The sequence below is a fragment of the Mucilaginibacter sp. UYCu711 genome (genome assembly GCF_050433825.1).
Lineage (GTDB): Bacteria > Bacteroidota > Bacteroidia > Sphingobacteriales > Sphingobacteriaceae > Mucilaginibacter.
The window spans coordinates 25,700-45,213 of record NZ_JBNPWM010000018.1 but is presented as its reverse complement, the minus strand read 5'-3'; the positions used below and the strand labels follow the sequence as shown (position 1 = coordinate 45,213).

Annotated in this window: 21 protein-coding genes and 1 pseudogene; 15 read left to right on the top strand and 7 right to left on the bottom strand. The window is 38.3% G+C overall.

Features of this window, described 5'->3' with window-relative positions:
• The first annotated feature begins 127 nt into the window (after positions 1-127).
• The 3 genes from ABIB50_RS26250 (at position 128) to ABIB50_RS26240 (ending at position 1,581) form a co-directional block, all read left to right on the top strand.
• Positions 128-370, top strand: a complete 243-nt coding sequence (locus ABIB50_RS26250) for a hypothetical protein (protein WP_429384946.1) — start codon at positions 128-130, stop codon at positions 368-370.
• A 303-nt stretch (positions 371-673) separates the two neighbouring features.
• A complete protein-coding gene (locus ABIB50_RS26245; protein ID WP_429384944.1) occupies positions 674-898 on the top strand; it encodes a hypothetical protein in 225 nt (74 codons plus the stop codon).
• Positions 898-1,581, top strand: a complete 684-nt coding sequence (locus ABIB50_RS26240; RefSeq protein ID WP_429384943.1) for an SOS response-associated peptidase — start codon at positions 898-900, stop codon at positions 1,579-1,581. The genes ABIB50_RS26245 and ABIB50_RS26240 overlap by 1 nt, the downstream gene beginning before the upstream one ends.
• A 144-nt stretch (positions 1,582-1,725) precedes the next feature.
• On the opposite strand, the gene ABIB50_RS26235 is transcribed toward ABIB50_RS26240, so the two are convergent.
• The 3 genes from ABIB50_RS26235 to ABIB50_RS26225 form a co-directional block, all read right to left on the bottom strand.
• Positions 1,726-2,229: a hypothetical protein gene (locus tag ABIB50_RS26235; protein WP_429384941.1), complete on the bottom strand. Its 504-nt coding sequence runs from the start codon at positions 2,227-2,229 to the stop codon at positions 1,726-1,728.
• Positions 2,230-2,239: 10 nt separating this feature from the next.
• Positions 2,240-3,055 carry a hypothetical protein gene (locus tag ABIB50_RS26230; protein ID WP_429384940.1) on the bottom strand — a complete coding sequence of 272 codons (816 nt, stop codon included), beginning with the start codon at positions 3,053-3,055 and terminating at the stop codon, positions 2,240-2,242.
• A 336-nt stretch (positions 3,056-3,391) separates the two neighbouring features.
• A complete protein-coding gene (locus ABIB50_RS26225) occupies positions 3,392-3,748 on the bottom strand; it encodes a hypothetical protein (RefSeq protein WP_429384939.1) in 357 nt (118 codons plus the stop codon).
• A gap of 259 nt (positions 3,749-4,007) precedes the next feature.
• Here ABIB50_RS26225 and ABIB50_RS26220 point away from each other — a divergent pair, with 259 nt between their 5' ends.
• From ABIB50_RS26220 to ABIB50_RS26205, 4 genes are all read left to right on the top strand, one after another.
• Complete coding sequence (locus ABIB50_RS26220) at positions 4,008-4,481, top strand: hypothetical protein (RefSeq protein WP_429384937.1); 474 nt, start codon at positions 4,008-4,010, stop codon at positions 4,479-4,481.
• Between the two features lie 156 nt (positions 4,482-4,637).
• Positions 4,638-4,982 (top strand): single-stranded DNA-binding protein, encoded by a 345-nt coding sequence (locus ABIB50_RS26215; protein ID WP_429384935.1) that lies wholly within the window; start codon positions 4,638-4,640, stop codon positions 4,980-4,982.
• Positions 4,983-5,035: 53 nt separating this feature from the next.
• Positions 5,036-5,239, top strand: coding sequence for a hypothetical protein (locus ABIB50_RS26210; protein WP_429384933.1), 204 nt, complete (start codon positions 5,036-5,038; stop codon positions 5,237-5,239).
• A gap of 47 nt (positions 5,240-5,286) precedes the next feature.
• Positions 5,287-5,541 (top strand): hypothetical protein, encoded by a 255-nt coding sequence (locus tag ABIB50_RS26205; protein WP_429384931.1) that lies wholly within the window; start codon positions 5,287-5,289, stop codon positions 5,539-5,541.
• A gap of 506 nt (positions 5,542-6,047) precedes the next feature.
• Here the strand turns inward: ABIB50_RS26205 and ABIB50_RS26200 are convergent.
• Together ABIB50_RS26200 and ABIB50_RS26195 are read right to left on the bottom strand one after the other, a co-directional pair.
• Positions 6,048-6,524 (bottom strand): annotated as a pseudogene (locus ABIB50_RS26200) (transposase); the annotation flags it as partial.
• Between the two features lie 50 nt (positions 6,525-6,574).
• Complete coding sequence (locus ABIB50_RS26195) at positions 6,575-7,183, bottom strand: agmatine deiminase family protein (protein WP_429384929.1); 609 nt, start codon at positions 7,181-7,183, stop codon at positions 6,575-6,577.
• Positions 7,184-7,656: 473 nt separating this feature from the next.
• On the opposite strand from ABIB50_RS26195, the gene ABIB50_RS26190 reads away from it, so the two are divergent.
• From ABIB50_RS26190 to ABIB50_RS26170, 5 genes are all read left to right on the top strand, one after another.
• Positions 7,657-9,069, top strand: a complete 1,413-nt coding sequence (locus ABIB50_RS26190; RefSeq protein ID WP_429384928.1) for a glycoside hydrolase family 76 protein — start codon at positions 7,657-7,659, stop codon at positions 9,067-9,069.
• Positions 9,070-9,236: 167 nt separating this feature from the next.
• Positions 9,237-9,428: a hypothetical protein gene (locus tag ABIB50_RS26185; protein ID WP_429384926.1), complete on the top strand. Its 192-nt coding sequence runs from the start codon at positions 9,237-9,239 to the stop codon at positions 9,426-9,428.
• Between the two features lie 577 nt (positions 9,429-10,005).
• The gene (locus tag ABIB50_RS26180) at positions 10,006-10,179 is read left to right on the top strand and encodes an ATP-binding protein (RefSeq protein WP_429384924.1); all 174 of its coding nucleotides are present in this window, start codon (positions 10,006-10,008) and stop codon (positions 10,177-10,179) included.
• Positions 10,176-10,385 carry a hypothetical protein gene (locus ABIB50_RS26175; protein WP_429384922.1) on the top strand — a complete coding sequence of 70 codons (210 nt, stop codon included), beginning with the start codon at positions 10,176-10,178 and terminating at the stop codon, positions 10,383-10,385. The genes ABIB50_RS26180 and ABIB50_RS26175 overlap by 4 nt, the downstream gene beginning before the upstream one ends.
• A 121-nt stretch (positions 10,386-10,506) precedes the next feature.
• Entirely contained in the window at positions 10,507-11,403 is an 897-nt protein-coding gene (locus ABIB50_RS26170; protein WP_429384920.1) for a TraB/GumN family protein, read from the top strand.
• 12 nt (positions 11,404-11,415) lie between these two features.
• Here the strand turns inward: ABIB50_RS26170 and ABIB50_RS26165 are convergent, their stop codons facing one another.
• Complete coding sequence (locus ABIB50_RS26165; protein WP_429384978.1) at positions 11,416-11,589, bottom strand: JAB domain-containing protein; 174 nt, start codon at positions 11,587-11,589, stop codon at positions 11,416-11,418.
• Between the two features lie 201 nt (positions 11,590-11,790).
• Here ABIB50_RS26165 and ABIB50_RS26160 point away from each other — a divergent pair, with 201 nt between their 5' ends.
• Positions 11,791-12,294: a hypothetical protein gene (locus ABIB50_RS26160; RefSeq protein WP_429384918.1), complete on the top strand. Its 504-nt coding sequence runs from the start codon at positions 11,791-11,793 to the stop codon at positions 12,292-12,294.
• On the top strand, positions 12,287-12,862 hold the full coding sequence (locus ABIB50_RS26155) for a hypothetical protein (RefSeq protein WP_429384916.1): 576 nt from the start codon (positions 12,287-12,289) through the stop codon (positions 12,860-12,862). Before ABIB50_RS26160 ends, ABIB50_RS26155 begins: the two co-directional genes overlap by 8 nt.
• Positions 12,863-13,515: 653 nt before the next feature.
• On the opposite strand, the gene ABIB50_RS26150 is transcribed toward ABIB50_RS26155, so the two are convergent.
• On the bottom strand, positions 13,516-17,097 hold the full coding sequence (locus ABIB50_RS26150) for a carboxypeptidase regulatory-like domain-containing protein (RefSeq protein WP_429384915.1): 3,582 nt from the start codon (positions 17,095-17,097) through the stop codon (positions 13,516-13,518).
• 918 nt (positions 17,098-18,015) lie between these two features.
• Between ABIB50_RS26150 and ABIB50_RS26145 the strand changes: the two genes are divergently transcribed.
• Positions 18,016-19,278 (top strand): 6-bladed beta-propeller, encoded by a 1,263-nt coding sequence (locus ABIB50_RS26145; protein ID WP_429384914.1) that lies wholly within the window; start codon positions 18,016-18,018, stop codon positions 19,276-19,278.
• Positions 19,279-19,514: the final 236 nt, after the last annotated feature.

Here is a 19,514-nt window from a genome sequence, read left to right as displayed (position 1 = left end):
CCCTTACAGAGTGCGCTTTGCTCCCGTCCGCGAAGGAGCGGACAAATTATTCCATAATTTCCTTCCAGGCTACTAACGCTTTTTTTATTATTTCCTATATTAGTCAAGCTTACCATTACAATCATTCATGGCTAAAGAATATTATCCCCCAATGGACACACTCGATAAAAAGCGCCTGCACAGGCTTTTTACGATGGCAAAAGAATTAACCCGGTTGCGTAAAGAAACCCTGTTATATCGACTTAATGATTATCTACAAGCAGCCTTTGCCAAAAATCTGATTGAAGATGAAACGGGCAGATCCTTCCTTGTTTTTAACGGTGTATCTGTTATTGGAGAAAAGGAACTGCTGATCTACAGAAAATATTAAGTATCGGTTTTACGAACTTTGAGGAGACCTTGCTCCAAGAGCCCGACCATGATGCAATGCAAGGGTTCCTTCATTTCTGCCACCTATCTTATTTTAAACGATACCAGGAATATTTTGAACCAGTTGCGGCAGACAGCATATTGACATTTAAGGGCGAGCCAATTCGGCCCAAAAGCAATTTTAAATCGATAGAGCATTTTTGTACAAATGCTGCCATGCTTACATCTTATTTTCTCACAACCAGGGATTCCGATCTGGAACGCGCAATGGTAAACTTTTAGCTAACTTCATTGTTTAAATGCTATGAATAACGAAAACCGGGAGACAATTTATTTTAAGGAAACAATCGAAGGCAACGAGCATTATTACCGCATCTTTATGACGGACGACCATTTCGACGTTATCCATGACGGACGTATTATAGGCCAGTTGCAGCATGATAGCGAATGGAAACAAATTTCAGGCGATCATTTATCCCCGGCTTGCATTGCAAAAATTGGCGAGAAAAATGAGGATCACTACGAATAATGTGCGCGCGATTTACACTCAGCAAAGCTGAAAAAGATATCCTTGCGGCCTATGCTGCCGAAATGATAGACCCGTTTAATGCCGATACCAATATTGCGCCTACTGATGGTGGATTGGTCATTCGTGCGGATAAAACTAACGAGATCCACAATTATCATTTTGGATTAGTACCGTGGCACGCCGCGGATACCAAAACAGACTATAAGGGCGTAAACGCGCGGAATGATAATTTGTTAAAGGGCCAGTGGAAGACCATCATGGAAAAAGGCAAACGCTGCCTTGTTATAGCGGATGGGTTTTATGAGTGGGAAAACGTAGATGGCGAAAAGTTACCCTGGCGGTTCACTTTAGATGAACGTGAAATATTTGCCTTCGCGGGACTATATGATACGTGGGTACATCCTACCACTAAGGAGGCGTATCGAAGCTTTGCTATCATCACCACCGAACCAAACAGCTTGCTTGAAAAATACCATAACCGTATGCCGGTTATATTGAGCAAAGAGGAAGAGCAATTGTGGATTGCAAAGGATCTTCCTTTAAAAGAATTAGTCGAACTATGCGACCCATTCCCCGTTGAGCAAATGAAGGCTTACCGGGTATCTAAAGCCGTAAACTCTACCAGAGTTAAAGGGGCGCTTAACAAAGGCCCCGAACTCATACTACCTGCAAACAGCGCCTAGTATCTACCCTTATTGCGGGGTATGCGCCAAGGCGCATATTGCGATATAGGAATTGTTGCATAATAACCCCGACCTACAGGTGCAGATTATTTGACCTCGGCTACCGAGGATATGGACAATAAGTTTAACCCTGTTTTAAACTTATTAAAGTTTACGTTTACGCTTTTCCAGAATTTCTTCGCGGTTAGAGGTTTTAAGAACGATAGAATCTGCTAAAGTATCGAATGATTTTAGTGACGATTCGTCTACTACAACATCATCTGAAGCAGAATACAAGGTTCCATCAAGTTTAAGCGGCAGATTTCGATTTTCGCTACTAATGTTGTGTTTTTTATAAATGTCAGCAATTTTGGTAAGTTTTACACCATTTATAGGAGTAACAAAAAAAACGACCAAAGCATTGGACGAACCAAAACGCTTTTGCACTTGGTCAGCTCTCATTTGTTCTAGCTTAGCAATTTTTGAATTGTTTATAATAAGGTTATGGGTTACCATTAATTCCTTACCGGAGGAGGGTGATATCACAATAAATAGAGTTGAAAATTTTTCTGCCGGTTTTTGATTGGCATGCTCTTGATGAGGCTTTTGAGCCATAAGAATAGTTGGAAAAAGTATTATCCCCAATATCAGTTTTAAGTTTCTTTTCATATTTTATATATTATTTTTTACTATAAGTTGATCGCACACCAAAAAAATAGCCTTCTGGTACAGTATTATATGTCCCTGATTCAGGATCGTACAACTGCCAACTATTATTGTTGTTATAACCCGTTATCATTACTTCATGAGAACTGTTCCCAGACGCATTTATCACTTCACCCATCATAAGAGTGTGGTTTACGATGTTCGTTTTCATCGTAGCGTAGGTTTGCGGTCCACCAGTACTGCTATCATTATTAAAATAATGATTTACTAATGCATCCATATCCGCCGAAGGTACACCATTTGTGTTTATCGTTGCTATAATTTGGGCCAAATTCATGTTTTTTGTACTGGCGTAATACAGTAGCGCATCTGATGCAGATATGACATTATTTGATGGCCCAATTAACTTTGACATTAATTCAATAACCTTGAACACGCACATTGCGCCGACTTGTGTGTCCGAGTTATTATTTGGCGGCAAACCTTCAAGGGGTAGTTGATGATCCGCAGGAGGGATTGTACCTGTGGAGGTAGTCCCACCGCCACCACTGCCACCACCACCAACCTCTGTAGGATTAGTTGGCCCTCCATATGTACCGCCCCCGCCGCCGTCATCACCACCACCAGGACTAGTAGTTATAGTAACCTCTGAAAGCGAGATGTCTGCTAATTTCAAACTCCTAACACTTTTGTTATATAAAAATGCAAGTTGGTTAGAACTTTGCTTTCCGGCGATATCTATCGTTAATTGATTTAGATAAGTATTTTTTCCGCCAACAGAGCTTGACAAATACACATTATTGTATTTCTTCTTTCCTGATGAGTACATCACCAGATAAATTCTGTCTTTTCCGTAGTTGTTTCGGTTTGAATTTCGAACTGTTCCATACTTTAGTTTTTAGCAAACACAAAGCTATGCTAAAAATATTAGCAATGTCAATAGGAAATGAAATTATTTTTATGCGACTAATTAATCCCTTTTGCGTGGGTTACGTCGCCGGTAGGGCCAGGTGCTATTGAGCACTTATTAGGAGGTCTATAAAATAGAAACCCCAGGTGCCGACCCAGGGTTTCAAGTTCACTTATAAATAACAACGATTAATGCTATCCATATACAAAATTAACAAATATTATTAGGCTTTGAATATCTTTTGACTATTATTTATTAACCAATAATAAGGCCATATTGTTTAGCTTCCTCTCTGAATTGTTTAAGCAATGCAGGAAGCATTTTTAATGCTTCGCTATCCCCTGAGATTTCGACCAATATCTTAAACTGGATACTGTCATCTATTTCGTCTACAGTCAGTTTACCTTTCCATTTAGCGGGGATATAATGCTGGGTCAGATCTTCATCTAAAAATTCTGAAGCACGAATAATTTGCCTTAAGGTAATGTCGTCTCTTTTCCAAAAATATTGTAAGTTCCGCTCACTCAAACCCATGTGTTCCCCAAATCGTTTTAGAACAATTTTACGTTCTAACAATTTATTTTTAATAAGGGTTCCAACAGGTTCTATCATTGTATACAAATCAGCAATTTTTTTTTTGCTTTTTGTGCCCACCGACTGGAAATTGATTGTTAGTATTAGCACCAATTATTTTCTATTTTTATACGATAGTTATAACTTTTAGTTAGTACGTAGAAAAAACTTATAAAGTGCCTCACAGTAAGGCATATAACCTATTTCAGGTATTTACCGTATAAATCTATAATTATTAATTAATCTATGGTTTATACCAACCTGAAAAAATCTTTCTACCTATACCTATTATCTTTCTATGAATACTAACTTCATTTTTAATCAAGGATTTACCTTTTCAAAAAACCCTCTTGATAAATGGAACTATCTTGCTGATTGTTCCTGGTCTGAGGATTATCGACTGCTAACTAAATTATTTGCCTTTGATAATGAGGCTTTAACAAGAGTTCTTGCGAGCAACGACAAACTAAAAACCTATGAATTATTTTTAATTTTTGATAACAACCCAGGATTGGGTAGTATCATCCTTGAACATTATTCGCTGCCTTATGACCATGATACCTTTTCTAATTTTATAAAATTTTTATGGAATCATGTTGATGTTATAATGAATGATATTGCTGATTGTGTTTATTTGAACGTCGACCAAACGCCCTTCGACCACTTGCCATTTCAATCCTTAATGGAAGAATACTTGCATATTTCTCACGATGATTTGAGTTTTTGCCGGTTGTTGATACCCATTAACGAAAAGCCATTGGTTGTTAAATAATAAGATCTTGCCTTTATAGTGGCTTAAACCATCTAAAGAGGGGGATGAGAAACGCCTTTATAACAAAATAAGACTTGTAAAAACGTTAGTATATGCGTATCTTTATATCATAAGAAAAACAAAAAAACATATTTATTCACTTAAAATACAACGATTATGAAAAGTTCATTAGTAAACAAAGTAACCCTTATTGGTAACATCGGTAAAGAGCCAATTTTGAAAGCCACCGAAAAAGGCCATGTTCTTAATTTTAGTATGGCTACAAACGAATTTTACAGCACCGGCGATGCTAAAAAACAGGTTACTGATTGGCACAATTGCGTTGCCTGGAAGGGTTTAGCCGAAACCATGAGTAAGCTTTTAAATTCAGGTACTAAGGTTCTTATCGAAGGCAAACTTAAAAACGATAATTACGAAAAGGAAGGAGGTGAAAAAATTTATAATACGCAGATTGAAGTTACAGGGTTCTATTTAATTGACCCCAAATCTAAAGAAGATTAATCTATGATAACAGGGAGGTTTAACAGCCTCCCATTTTTTATATTTGCTTTAATATGATAGCCACAATTTTATTTAAAGACAACTCAACAAATACAGTTCAATCTATTGTTTATGATCCTGAAGAAGTTGCCCAGACGGCGTTCGATGTTTTCACCGAAGGCGGTAGCGAACATGAGGGCCGCTATCAATGGGATTTGATCGCTCACCACCCCACAGAAGGGAAATTAATAAGACTAACGATGTTCACCAAAGCCTGATTATGCAGCAGCTAAGAGACTTTAATCCTTTTAACGAAATCCGCACAATGAGCAGCTTACATGTTGTTTTACCTATTTTAAAATTAGAAACCATCGAGGACTTTCTTGATTTCATTTTAAAACTTTATGCCGATGGCTATCCTAAACGGGCGAAATCATACTTTAACTTGCTTACCATAGATGAAAAGGACTTAGCAACAGATTATTATTATCGCGCTGTCATAGCTTTCAATGCTGCTGTTACTGGCGAACACACCACCCTCGACTACAACGAATTTATGCAGGTCGTACAGGCCCGCTAATTCTTTAAATATTATGCCGGGGATATTAGACGTTTTGATATGGAAATAACATTTAAAGATAAAGCGGATGTTACTCTATCGGTACGACTATTATAATATTTTTTTTGTAGATGCTTTTCTACCTGATTGATAAGATGCAGCACGACCAGCTATGAATTTTTGTAGATGAATATTAAACCATTCTATCTAAATCGGATATACAAAGAACCCTTCGCGAAATGCAGGATGCCGAATCCTTACCTTGAGGGCATCATTCAACTTTATAAGTAAAAACCTGCCTGCTCTTATGGCCAATGTATTAAAGAACAAATAGGTTTGGCGCTACTTAAAAAAAGTTAAGATTATTACCGAGCTTTCAACCGAGGCGGTAATCAGGAACATAGATAGGAGCCATTTTAAAAGAGCGGTGCAAAATGTTATATCCAATGCGGTTAAATTTTCTTATCCCGAGGGTATTATTAAAATTACCAGTAAAACAGATGGCAATCTTTTAATTTTAAAAATAGTCGATGCCGCCATTCGTTCATGGCGGGGATAACCTTGTCCGTAATAGCGGATAAGGTAGTTGCGGAAATATCCATCTGGTAGATCTCCATGATATGTTTGGAAATATCCCGTGTGCTCAGGCCAAGCCCATACAAACCGATAACCTTATCTTCCAGCTCTTCGGTAATGATCACTTGACGCTTTGGTAACACTACGGGTTCAAAGCTGCCAGACCTATCCCGATTGCTTTGCAGATCAAATTCGCCTGAAAGGCTCTTTACCCGTTTCGTGGTTTTACCATTAAGCCGATTGCGTAAACCTGCAGCTTTTTCTTCCTGCAGATGCGTTTCAAGTTCGCCCTCAAGTGCCGCTTCTAAAAAATGTTTCAGTAAAGGCGCAAAGATGCCCTTTTCGCCGTTAAGCGGTTTACCAGCGTACATCCCCTTGATCGCTTCACGTTTGAAGCTTTCAAAATCAAAATTGTTGTTCTCGTTCATCCTACTATATCTAAGTTAAAAATTCTATCCAAATTCTTAACTGACACAGTTCATTTTACAGTCTCATCTTTAAAGGCCATATACCCATCGGTATGCCCTATAACGTCATAATAGTTTCGGCGAACAACTATAGCATCCAATCCAGTATATTGCTTTATAATGCTCTCAACGTCTTTGCCGGGGTTGTCTTCATATACCTTTTCGGTCATAAATACCTTTTTAGTATTATGAACAAAGTTTCCCCCATCAATATTCAATGGTACTTCAATAATACTGGAAGTAAATGCTTGTGCTAAAGCCTGTTTAGTTAGCTTGTTTAGATAACGGTAGTAGTTCGCTTCCTTACCTAATGTGCAGTAGTTTGGCGAATAATTAAATTTATAAATTTTGTCACCTGCAAATACACCCATGCAATCCCTCAACCATATTTCATCAAAGTAATTGATAACTAAAGTGTCAACGTTTGGTTTATGTCTAAACCGGGCATTCAATTCGCGTTCAGTCTTTTTGGTATTAGTTATTACAAATAATTTTATATCTCTTGGAATTAACTCTATTAACTGATTGTTGAATTCAACCAGTGCTTCATATTCATTTGAAAATCCTTTTGGATATGCTAAAAAGAGGTTTGTAGATTTACTAAAATCTGCTCTAATCATTATTAATTCGTCAAAAAAAGACGCTCCACTGCGAACGTAAAAAGGAGATTTAAAAGGCAAAATTCCTTTTTTTCTTTTAAATTATTTACAATATATAGCCTTAAAGTTGAATTTACTTTAACAATAATGTCAATGTATATTAAATTCGTAGTCCGAATACTGAAATATATATTATATATTTGTAATTCAATTACGGCGCAACTAAAATCCGGGATTTTACACAAAGCCTGAATACAAATACCTTCTTAAAACATAATCTTTCATTAACTGGTTAAAGTATAAGTAAGTCAATTATAAACCGGTCTGCCCACTTGGTTGAAATACATGTTGTTGAATAAGCTGTTTTAAACAGATTGCCTGTTGGTGGTTTAGTATGGCTTGTGGTAGTTGGTACTACATTTTTTTGTTTTTGTACGTTACTGTGAGCAATTATTCAAACCACAATAAACACACACCACTAAATTTTAACAATTATGAAGAAAAAAAGTATTTTGGTACTTACCGCATGCTTAGCATTTTTTAGCTGCAGTAAAAAAGAGGGAGCGCCTACGGCATCCGCAGGTTTAAAAACTACGTTGGGGTCTACACCCGGTATCAATTCGGTAACCTCACTAAACTCGTGGGACCCGGTCGATGCCACAACCGCCTACAATGCCTTCAACACGGCTTGCTACAACCCGGCCACCAAGCTGTATTACAGTACCACGCTTAAAGACAACATTGCCGCCATCTGGACCAACGCCATCTTTTGGGACATGGCAATGGATAATTACAACCGCACCCGTACCTCGGCGGCGCTTACACGGGTTAATGATATGTATACCGGCGGCTATAACCAATACGCGCATTACGACTGGAATAATACCACCGTTTGGTTTATTTACGACGATATGATGTGGTGGGTTATGGCACTTTGCCGCGCCAACGCTATCACGGGCAACGCCACCTATTTAACCACGGCACAGTCGGGCTTTGACAGGGTTTGGAACGGATCATACGACGCCGCAGGCGGGGGTATGTTCTGGGATTTTAACCACTCGGGTAAGAACTCTTGTATCAACTTCCCTACCGTTATTGCAGCGATGCGGTTGTATAATCTGACGGGCAACAGCGCTTATTTAACTAAAGCACAAAACATTTATACCTGGGCCAAAGCCAACTTAACCAACACCACCACCGGCCAGGTGTATGATAACAAGATAGGCTCCAATCCTCCGGGCGGTACCGATTATACGTATAACTCGGGCACCGCTATTGGCGCGGCGTATGCACTGTACAAGCAGAGCGGCAATAGCGCTTACCTGTCTGACGCTACTCGCTATGCCGACTATGTTAAGAACAACCTGTGTAACGCGCAAGGCATACTGCCTGCCGAGGGCGACTTTAACGAACAGGGAGTAATGAAAGCCATCTTTGCCGACTACATTATGCAGTTGATAAACGAGGGCAAGCAAACACAATACCTAAGCTGGATCCAAACCAATGTGGATACTGGCTGGGGCAACCGCGATGCGTCGCGCAACTTGACTTACCGCAACTATGCGGTGGCTTGCCCTACGGGCTATATCCAAACCTACGAGGCTTGCAGCCTGGTGGCCTTTATGCAGTTGTATCCGGGAGTTACTTTTTACCAAAATACGCTGTATGGCGGCACGGTGACAGGCATCATCCCGAAGGGTAACTATACCCTGAGCCAGCTTACGCCGTATGGTTTTGTTAACGATTGGGCATCGTCTGCCAAGGTGCCCCAGGGGTGGACAGTTACTATGTACGCCAACGATAACTTCACGGGGCAGGCGTGGACATTGCCGAGTGGTGATACCCCGCATTTCCCTAACTTGACACCTAATGCCAATGATATAGTGACGTCGGTTAAGATCCAATAAGGGCATTCAACCTAAATTTTTAGAGGCATAATAGGTTATTTTACTTGTTATGCCTTTTTTGTAACTTGTATGCAGCAAAACGCAGTAGAACTGGTACCGAGGCACATTTCCATACAGATCAGGAGCACGCAGGGGGCACACATAAACATCAAAAACGCAGACTTTTTATGAGGCCGCTAACTTTCTTATCCGTCATAACTGCAGCATCACCGTTGGCAATGCTTTTCGGCACCGATAAACCGGCACCGGTGGCTGTCATCAGTACCGACGATTTTCAAACAGCATCGGGGTTAATATATTTTACGCTGTTACCGCAAATAACCTGCCTTTGCAATTCTGTTAAGCTGATAAAAAGCTGAGTCAGGTAAACCTGCAAGCGCCCAACTGCGTGCAGCACTGTATCTGTGGCTAACTACTGCCCGATCATTATTCGATAGAAAGGCTTTAGAGTAAAATTGCGCTGCTTTTAAATACTTCTTGCTTTGAAAGCTTGCAAAGCTGTATCAACATAGATTCCATATATCTGCTGCGAGTAGGCAGAATGGCTTTGATACAAAAAACATATTCCTATCAAAAAAGACGTACGTCTTAAATGTTCTTTCATAGTTGACGTCCTATGGGTTTAACTGCAATTCTGTATTGTCACGTACAAAATAAGTATTTACGTCTGCCAGCATATAGAAATGTTCATTAGCTTTATTAATAGGTAAGGTCATCGCATTTGCAAATCAAAGCAAGTTTGGTCTTTCCGAATATTTAAGCATATGTAAAGATAGTAAAAAAGTGTAATTACGCAGGCGCTTGTTGTTGCTTCTTCAAAGACGTTATAAGCCACCGAAGAGAGATGGGAAGCGTATTCCAAGTCCTTTAGATTTTCTTTGTGATTACTATTAAAACTATCTTGCTGACAAAGAATAGGGTGAACCAAGTCAACATTTGCAGCCTGAAGTTTTTAATAAGTTTTCCAAAGCACAAAGGCCTGGCACCGGCGGGGAAGCTTCAACAGGTTTAAGCCTTTGTTTTTCCCGCCAATGCATCGAGCAGCATAATGGTACGATCTATTTTAAAAGTATTGAAGGCACGGGTACTAAATTTTATATAGCTATATGATTGATAAAAGGATAACCTCTACCTATCCGGGATTTGATGAATCTTTGGCCTCAATAAAAAAATTCAAATCTTCCGGTGATCTTTTTAGCACCATGCTTACCGATGGCCGTATCATACACCATACCGCGAATGGGTTTATTTCATTTAAAAAGTGGCTACTTGATAACGATAAAGAAGATATTGGAAATTCAACTACAACAGATTAAACCAAAAACATTTTTCTCTTTAAACCACCGTTTAAAAAACGAACCTACTTATCCGAAAAAAGTAGATAGCTAATTTTATTTTACATAAATATTTATATTGCAGCATAAATCTTTGCCAGCCATGAAATCTGTTTTCTGCATATTATTTTTATTCCTGGTAATGTTTGCCTATAGTTCTTCGGCACAAAAAAAGCAACAACCGCAGTCTGTGCTTTGGAAAATACAATCGCCCCTATCGCATAAAACATCCTATTTATTGGGTACCTTACATTTATTCGGGCAAGCCTGGATAACCGCACACCCTAAAGTAGACAGCTTGATAAAATTAAGTGATATTTATATATGTGAAGTTATCGCTAATAACCCAAACGTTCATGAGCAACAACCTGTCAAAACTCCTACTCATGTAAAAGCGAAAGAACTTTTCGGCAAAAATTATGACAAGGTAAATCAATACTTTATTAAAACTACCGGCGAAGGCTTGCAAGAAAACATAGACAATGATGACGACCCTGCCGAGGTATTGAAAGGGATGACTTACTTTTTATCGCAAGTTATAGCGACCCAAAAGGGCTTCAAAATTGCGCATGATCTAATGGATAATTATCTACTTAAGGAAGCCATTGCTCAAAACAAACTTACCGTACAGCTTGACAATGATAAAGTACCACGAAGTGTGGCGACGGGAAACATCATTGACGACAATAAAATTAAATCTATTGTCAATTTAGTAAATATAATTACCGATTCCGCTTCGATTAATAAAGTACCGGAACTAACTGAGCTTAATTTATACGATAAAGGCAAGTACTCTTTTAATTTCACAGCTGCCGATAAGAGAGGTGAACAAATTGCAAAAGCGATAACCCGCAACAATTTCTGGATGAAAAAATTACCAGCGTATTTAATTAAGGGTAAAGTTTTTATCACCGTAGGTGCCGGGCATTTAGATGGTAAAGATGGGTTGCTGATGCAATTAAAGAAACGAGGCTATAAAGTTTCGCCGGTGAATTTGTAGGGACCTCCGAAATTATGTCACTCCCTCATCCGCAAAGCTATAAAACCCATCATTGGTCACTACCAAATGGTCAAGTACCCTGATATCGAGCAGTCGGCGCGCATTGGCAGTTTTCTTGGTGAGGTCAATATACAGTTGGCTCGGTTTAAAATTACTTGACGGGTGGTCAACTAATGACCGAGATATGCAACAGCATCAATTTCAACATCTCCTTAAACGCCCCTTTGAAATCTTCCAACCAGTTTTTTTGCACCTATTGCAAATATCTTTTAAATGTTTTTTTTTAGATATTTCTTGGCGGGGTACCAAGGCGGGGCTTTTTTAGCTAACTCCTTAAACGCATATTTGACGGCGACTACACCCCGCCCAATTAATTAACGTAACTGAATGGACGTTTCGTACGTAATTACCGAAGAAGGATTCGCTTTTGTTGAGCAGCAAATTAAGAAGAGCAACTCCTTCTTTCTTAAATTTCCTTTTATTTTGCTAATTATAGCAGTCGCGGTTTTTTTAGCAAAAATACATCCGATAACTTTACCGCCGATTTATTTTGGCGCGATTATGTATTTAATTCTCCTGTTTTTGCATTTAAGCCGGTTTAAAAAAACGATAGAAATCCATCAACATATCATAAAAAATGTTGATGTGCGCCAAGGCGAATTAATCCTTACAGGGTTTGGTTCTTATCGGAAAGGTGAAAGCACCTATATCCTAAAGCTATCCAATCGTACTCTTAAGAAAGGAACACCTGAAAACGCAGACAAAAACATTTACAGCATAAAAAATACTTTTTATATAGAATCTGAAGATCATCCAGGAGAGTCTTTCTTCTTCATAAGTTCTTTTTGGGATGATTGGCAGGAAATTGAAAATTTGATTAGCCATGAATAAGACTTGTTTAATATTTTGCTTATTAGTCCTTTCTTCGATTCGACTGTTGGCTCAACAAACAGAGGGTGTAGTAGATAATGGTACTTACATAGATGACAGGCTTGGCTGGACATTTAAGATTCCAGAAAATTTTTCGTCGGTTTCAAAGGAATCCCGAATAGAAGATACTCAAGCAGCAATAAAAAAATTAAAGGCAAATACTGTGAGTAATGGTTCCGTATTACTTTTATCCTTCAAAAAAAACGGCGCAACTACTGAACCGAAATTTTTGAGTGGCCTACAGAATAAAAGTGCAATAGGCGTCCCTATTGCAACAGAAGCTGACTTTATCAACTATATAAGTAATGTATTGAAAAGGTCCAGCCAGAAAGTAGAGATAAATACTTTCAAAAAGAAAATTGGACTAAAAGAATATTACGGCTATCAACTAACATTTGCGAATAATTTAAAGCAAAGAGGCTTAATTAAGATAATTGGCAATTGGATTTTTTACCAAACCTGGATCTTCGACAATGAAGACGACGCAAAGATCATCGAAGCCGCTATTTACAGCGCAAAGCTAAGATAAGATTGATTTCAGCATGATGGTTGACTGCTTTTAATAGCCCTTCAAAACATTATTCCTCGTGAAGTTTTTTTGAACAAAATCTGCTGCGTCGTTTCCGATCTTTGGTCTATAAGCCGAATTGAAACCCTGGAAAAATCTAAAACTTAGTTTACTTACTTTTTAAGACTAAATAAATATTTCACGATTATTGCTTTTAATTGTCCCCAAACTTGCTGAAGTCTCAAGGTTTGTGAGAACATGAAGCAGTGTTGTAAATACCGCAACCAGGCCAAGCCAGAACTCTCCCCCCCCTCATTCCCGCTAAACGGCCGTTTTATGATTTATATAGGATGCCCTTTGCATGAATTCGTTTTTGCCAAATTCACGATTTCGTTTTAACCCTTACATTTTATTACAAAAAATTCCTTAACTAAAAAGTGTGAAGTGGCGGTTTATGTACGTTTCAGTAATTATACCCATCTTACCCGGTTACGCGCTTTTTGCTTAACGGTTGAATAAGGGATCTTTGCGTTCAAGGTGAAGCTTATTATTAAATTAAATCAGAACATCATAATAATGACAGTTTTAATACGCTTAGGACTAATTGCCACACTCCCATACGATTGTATTAAAACTTTATCAAATGAAAGTGTACGTATGTATCTGTTGTTACATCACTCAACCTTGTAAGTATAAACTTGCCTACCTAATTCGCCATTAGCATTTATGCCCTCTACTACTACCCTATAGGTCCCAGGGCCATCAGCATTATAAAAATCGAGTGTAGTTTTCCCCTCAATGTCCGTGTTGACATACGGATTCCAGTAAATAGTTGTACGTAAGTCCGGCTGTTTATAGGACTCTGCAGGGGCATCGTAACGAGGTGAATAAAATTTACGAGCTTTGTTAAATCCCTTGGGCATAATATTAGCTATGTTTGGATAATAACGTTTACGTGCCGAGGATGGTTTAGTAATTATTAATACGTAACCTACATAGCCTTCAATATCGTCGCGAAGATCTTTCAAAGAATTTAGCAGGGCTACGTTTGTTCTAACTACCTCAATTTTAGCCAGGTCCTCCATTAAAATACCTCCGTCTAACATTTCGTCAACTTCACCCGGATCTCTTATTTTTCTTCCGTCAACAATAAGGCCCATTTTTCTTCCCTTAAATTTGTCTGTACCATCACTTGTGTGAACTAAATCATTAGAGGGCCGCATACTTACCATTGTTTTACGGCCTAAGTCATCGGGCTCGATACTTATACCAGGTAAACGACCTTGCATTGCCATGGCAAGATTATTGTAATTTTCAGGGTCGGGGATAGTAATCACCTTATCTACAGATTGCCCGGGCACTGTAAATATCTGCTGATCTGAAATATCCTCTCTTTTAATAATTTTCTTTGCTTTAATATCCACCTGTTTTAATATATGCAGCCCGGTTAGCTTAACTGTTTGACCCTGTTGTTCTACTTGTTGCTGATGGATTTTTTGCTGATTTATAATTGCTGTTACATCCGTGTTATTTGTATTTTTATTATTTTTGATAGTCACCTGTGGGATGCTGTCTACCGTTAGGATCACTTTATCGCTATTATTATTATCTTTGGCCTGGAGTGAAAATTTAGTATTATCCCCAATAAACATTTTATCAAACTTAAATCTGCCGTTTGCATCGGTAACGGTATCCCTTAGTATTCCTGCTCTTATTGATAGCAACTTAATAAGGGCCCCCGGCAAAGGTTTATGAGTTAAAGTTGTGACTAAACCCGAAATAGAAGATGCCAACCCCTCTGCTTCAAATACAGGTTTAGTATTTACAATAGTGCTTAACGTGTTCCATTCAAACCGGCGATAGCCTTGTGTCAGCATCAGGTTATCCAGTGCCAAGTTGACCGTATCTGTTTCGGCTGTAAAATAATAGTTGGGCTTTTCTATAAATCCTTTAATATCAGAAGTCAACAGGATATGCGAAAATATAGTACTCTCGGCAGTCTCATCAACATTTACCTGGCTTTCATCTATCACAGCTACAGAGAAGTTGCCCGATGTTGGTTTACCTTCACTATCATTGGCGCTTAGGTTAAGCTGGACATGGCCTTTACTTTCATAAACCATTTTTTCGGTTTTAACAGCCAATTGCATTTTATCATCGCCCTTAATAAATATTATGCGCTCGTTAAGCGGCTCATTATTACCATCAAAAATGGTAAACTGAGCTATACCGCCGGGAAACAATTTTTTATCCACCCAGAGCGAGGTTATAGCGCTGTTTATTGCCACTGGTGAAGCGAAAATAGTTTCGCCGCTACTTTGAGCAACCATTATAACGGTTGATTTTTGCAAGGTAACAGAGGCGCGGATTCGTACCAGGATACTATCTTTATTAGGCTGATAGACCGTAAGTACGTAGCCTTCATTTACGGCAGCTGGTAACACTATGTTTTTGGTTGTACTATCCGCGAATTTAACGGCAGCCGTGTAAGTTTTACCTGGTAGCGGTTTCAATAAAAAGCTGCCCATGCCGGCATGCAGGGTGTTAAATATGGCTACCGAATTATTGTCATTGTCTATTATCTTACCGCTTATTGCAGTTCCCAGACCATTAATACCTATAGCCTTGAAGGCGACCCTTGATGTAATGCCATTAACTAAACTACCACTCTCGGGGAAAAACTGGACATCGGATTGTTGCAGGGCAGGATTGTAATTCTTTTTCTTTTCGGTTTTTGCAGGATCACCTACGTTAAATATCCGGTCGAAAAAATATTCCTGCCCGGCGTTCAGCATCCATTTGGTATAAGCGCGTACGTGGTAGCTGCCCGCCGGTAAATAATCATTTAATACAAAATTGCCTGCCACCATACCTCCATCTACGGGTAACTTTAAAGCCTTCATAAGGGTATCGCGTTCATCCAACAAGTCAACATATACCGCGCCGCTTAGGGCAGATAGCTCATGCCTGCTGCCGGTAGTAAGATACCCCTTAAACCAAATGGTATCACCAGGCGCATAGTGAGGTTTATCCATATGCAGGTACACTTTCTCCTGCGGTAGGCTGTCTGTCCAGTTTTGCAAGGCTATGGTTAGTTTATCTACTGCATTATTTCTGTGAGATATAGCCGGTGTCGGAGGCTGATAATCGACCGGCAATTGATCGCCCACACGAGCTATAGCCCAGTTGCCCCGGATATAAAAATCCCGGTAATCCACATAGTTTCCTTTTTGATCTATTAATGATTGAGGGGTTGTTAATCTTAAAATAGAGGCATTTTTTTCAATAGGGACGACGATTTTATCATCTTTCATTTTATCCTTGAATCCGGCCGATCTTCGGGGATCGTAGGTAATATAAAGCTGCTTAAATGTGAATGAGATCAAATTGTTGCTGACAGCTGCCATCAGAGAGTCGAACTTTACCGGGCGGTCAACTATCATTACTCCTTCAACTCTTTTATTTCGGGTTATGAGGCCGTTAACGGTGCTGTAAGTATAAACAGCACTACCATATAACGGCCTTGTTATAAACCCATTTTCGTAAGTGCTGTTAGTATACACCGAACGCAAAAAATGCCTAAACGAACCCTGATAGGTTTCTGCGCGGTTTTTAGCCCATTTCTCTTTGTCGGCTTCGGTACCGTCTAACTCTTCAAAACTAAAATCACCGTGATATAGCGCTAAATTGTCTTTACTAATATAGCTGAAATCTTTAAGCAGATAGTGGATGCGGTAACCCAACCGATTGTTTTTGATGATCAAAAAGTCATTCGCCTCTGCCAGTAATAACCCTTTTTGGGTGCTGAAATGTATAATTTCCGGGTTAATTATATCACATTGCCGTGCATTTGCCGAAGTACCTAAAAAGTTTTCTTTAAACAGATTATAGTTTTTGTTCCAGGCACTTTTACGGCCTATTGTTACTTCGTCGAGCGTTATGGCTTTTGGCTCCAACCGCATTCTGATATTAAGAGCTGTATTTTGCACAAAAATATTTTGCGTTAATGGGGCATAGCCAAGCATGTGTACGGAAACTTGGAATGCGCCTTGTGGTACGCCTTTAAACCTAAACCGGCCATTCTCGTCGGTAGGCATTACCCGCTCACTCCCGCCTATAAAAACAGTTGCGCTTTTAAGAGGTTCGCCCTTTTCGTTTACAACTGTTCCGGACACATCATACTGCGCTTGTGCCAATACACGGACCGATGAAAAAAAAAGGATGGTAAAAAAGCAGAACTTGGCAAAGGTTTTCATAAGATCAGGCATTAGGTATAGCAAATATAGAATTTAAATTCTATTGCTTATATTATGCATAAAAAAAATCAAGAACTAATTGTTTAATTGAAAAAATAATTACAGCTTTACGTAACTTAAACATTATCAAAGTCTAAACCCATGTTACTCCATTACCGTAATAGTTCTATAATTTTCGTTTTCCTGAGTAGAATAAAAAATAAATCATTTTTTTATTCAAATTCTGTCGCCTTTTTTAATGTTGTTTTATATTATTTTAATAATAAGTCCTCCCCCCTTGTTAGACGTAATGATAAATCTAACGACCTGAACCAAAATAATAACCCTGATTTATACATTTATTTTAACTAATTTAAAAAGAAACATTATGAAAAAAAAGAAATTATTTATTAGTGCTTTCGCGATAGTATTAACGTTCACCATGGTTTTGAGTGTATATACTAGGGTTAAAGCAGACCCTGATCCCGTCCAAGGTTGCGTAGAGACCGGAGCGGCCGGTGGATATACAGGGTCAACCACATATGCCGATTGCGTGACCTGTAACGATATTGGGTACCCCGAATATTATACGGTAGACGATGTAACCTATTTCAAACAAGCACGAGGATATGTTCATAACCAGGTGACTTTGACCAATTGTTACGGGGGGGGCGTTGGTTGTTATAAAACAACATACAATCAAAGCTGGGATCCTGGGCCTTGTGAAGACTACATATATGTTGTAAGTACAGGAACTGGTAACTAACAAAAAACAATCAGGGTTATTATTAAATTTTTGTTTGTCGCTGTTCTCAGCGTCCATTTTCCAACGGGAACATGGAGGATTTCTATTTCCCTTGTTAAAGCAAGGTGCAACATTAGTAGATTATAGTAAATACCTTAAAATTAACCTAAAAAACCTTTCACAAAATTTGAATTATGCAAACCTATAAATTTCGCTATCCAATAATCATCCTGTTACTGTCATCATATTTGTTGGTAAATTTTTCTTGTGGTCACTCTTCAAGTAAATCAAACGGCTTGAAACGAATACAGCTGGGGAACAAAAAAAACGCTTTTGATCTAAAAGCTTCAGATATAGAAAGTCGTGATGAGTATGATATAAATGACCTATTTGATTCGATCCGTTATATTCCACTTCAAACAACCAGGGAAAGTCTTTTTAGCCAGATCAATCAAATGGAGGTGACAAAGAATTATATTGTCATCCGTGATGACGCAACCAAATCAATATTGGTTTTTGAAAAAAACGGCACTTTTAAGTTTAGGCTTAAAAGTAAACAAATTGATGGTTTTACAATAGACGATGCTAAAGATCACATTGTATTTATTGACAAACTATTGCAAAAAACATTCACCTATGATTTTAAAGGTCAATTAATTAGTGTTAAAAAACCTAAGTTTGATTATGTTGGCATTGCACATTTAGGTCCAAATCTAACTGCTTACTATCGATTCTTTTTTCCTGCCAATGACCTGGAAAAGTTCAATAATTTCAATATTGTAGTTTCTGACGATAGCGGCATTGTTAAAAAAGCGTTTTTGCCGTATGATACTGCCGTTGTTAATTATACAGAGATAGGTAATTCACCGAAATCATTTTACAAGAGCAACAAAAATGTTTATTTTATACAACCAGATGATTACAAGATTTTTTACAATCTCGACAACAGTATTTTGCCGGATTATTTTACCATCAATTTACCTGAAAAAAATACCCTGCCCGAGGATTTTCTGACGAATGAAAAATATTACAACAAAAGGTGGCGATATCTTAAGGATAACCCATATCAAACACGTTTGATTATGAATTTATATATAATAGATTCCTTGATGTCATTTGAAGTATCTGCAAGTGAATGGAATGATATTTTTTTATATGATATTAAAAAGAAGAAAGCTATTTCTGTCTTTAATTTTCTTAGCGGTCCTAAAAATAATTATTTACCTCCTGGACTGCATTTTTTGGCGGCAGATGATAAATGCTTTTACCGATCGGTGTCTGCAAAGCAATTATTTGAACCGAGACAAGCTCATCAAACTCAATTAAGTTACGCAACGCTTCCTAAAGAAATGAAATTATTTTACGACACCCAAAATAATTTGAGTAACCCTGTTGTAATTCAGCTTTTTCCTAAAAAGACTTTGATTGGGTTAAAGAACAAACGTCGTAATTCATAATTGACTGTATATAGAAAAATACGTTAACCATGAAGGTTTACCTTGTTTTAAATAGAATTGCATTTAGTATTTTAATTGTGATGCTATTGGTTATTATCTATCATCCAATAACTTCGCTGGGATTTGCCAGCATGGATGATGATTGGATGCTAATTGGCGATAAATTGGTTCATCCGGTAGTTGTTAACTTGAAATACCTGGCAGTATTGTTCACCTCGTTTAATGAGGTACAGTAT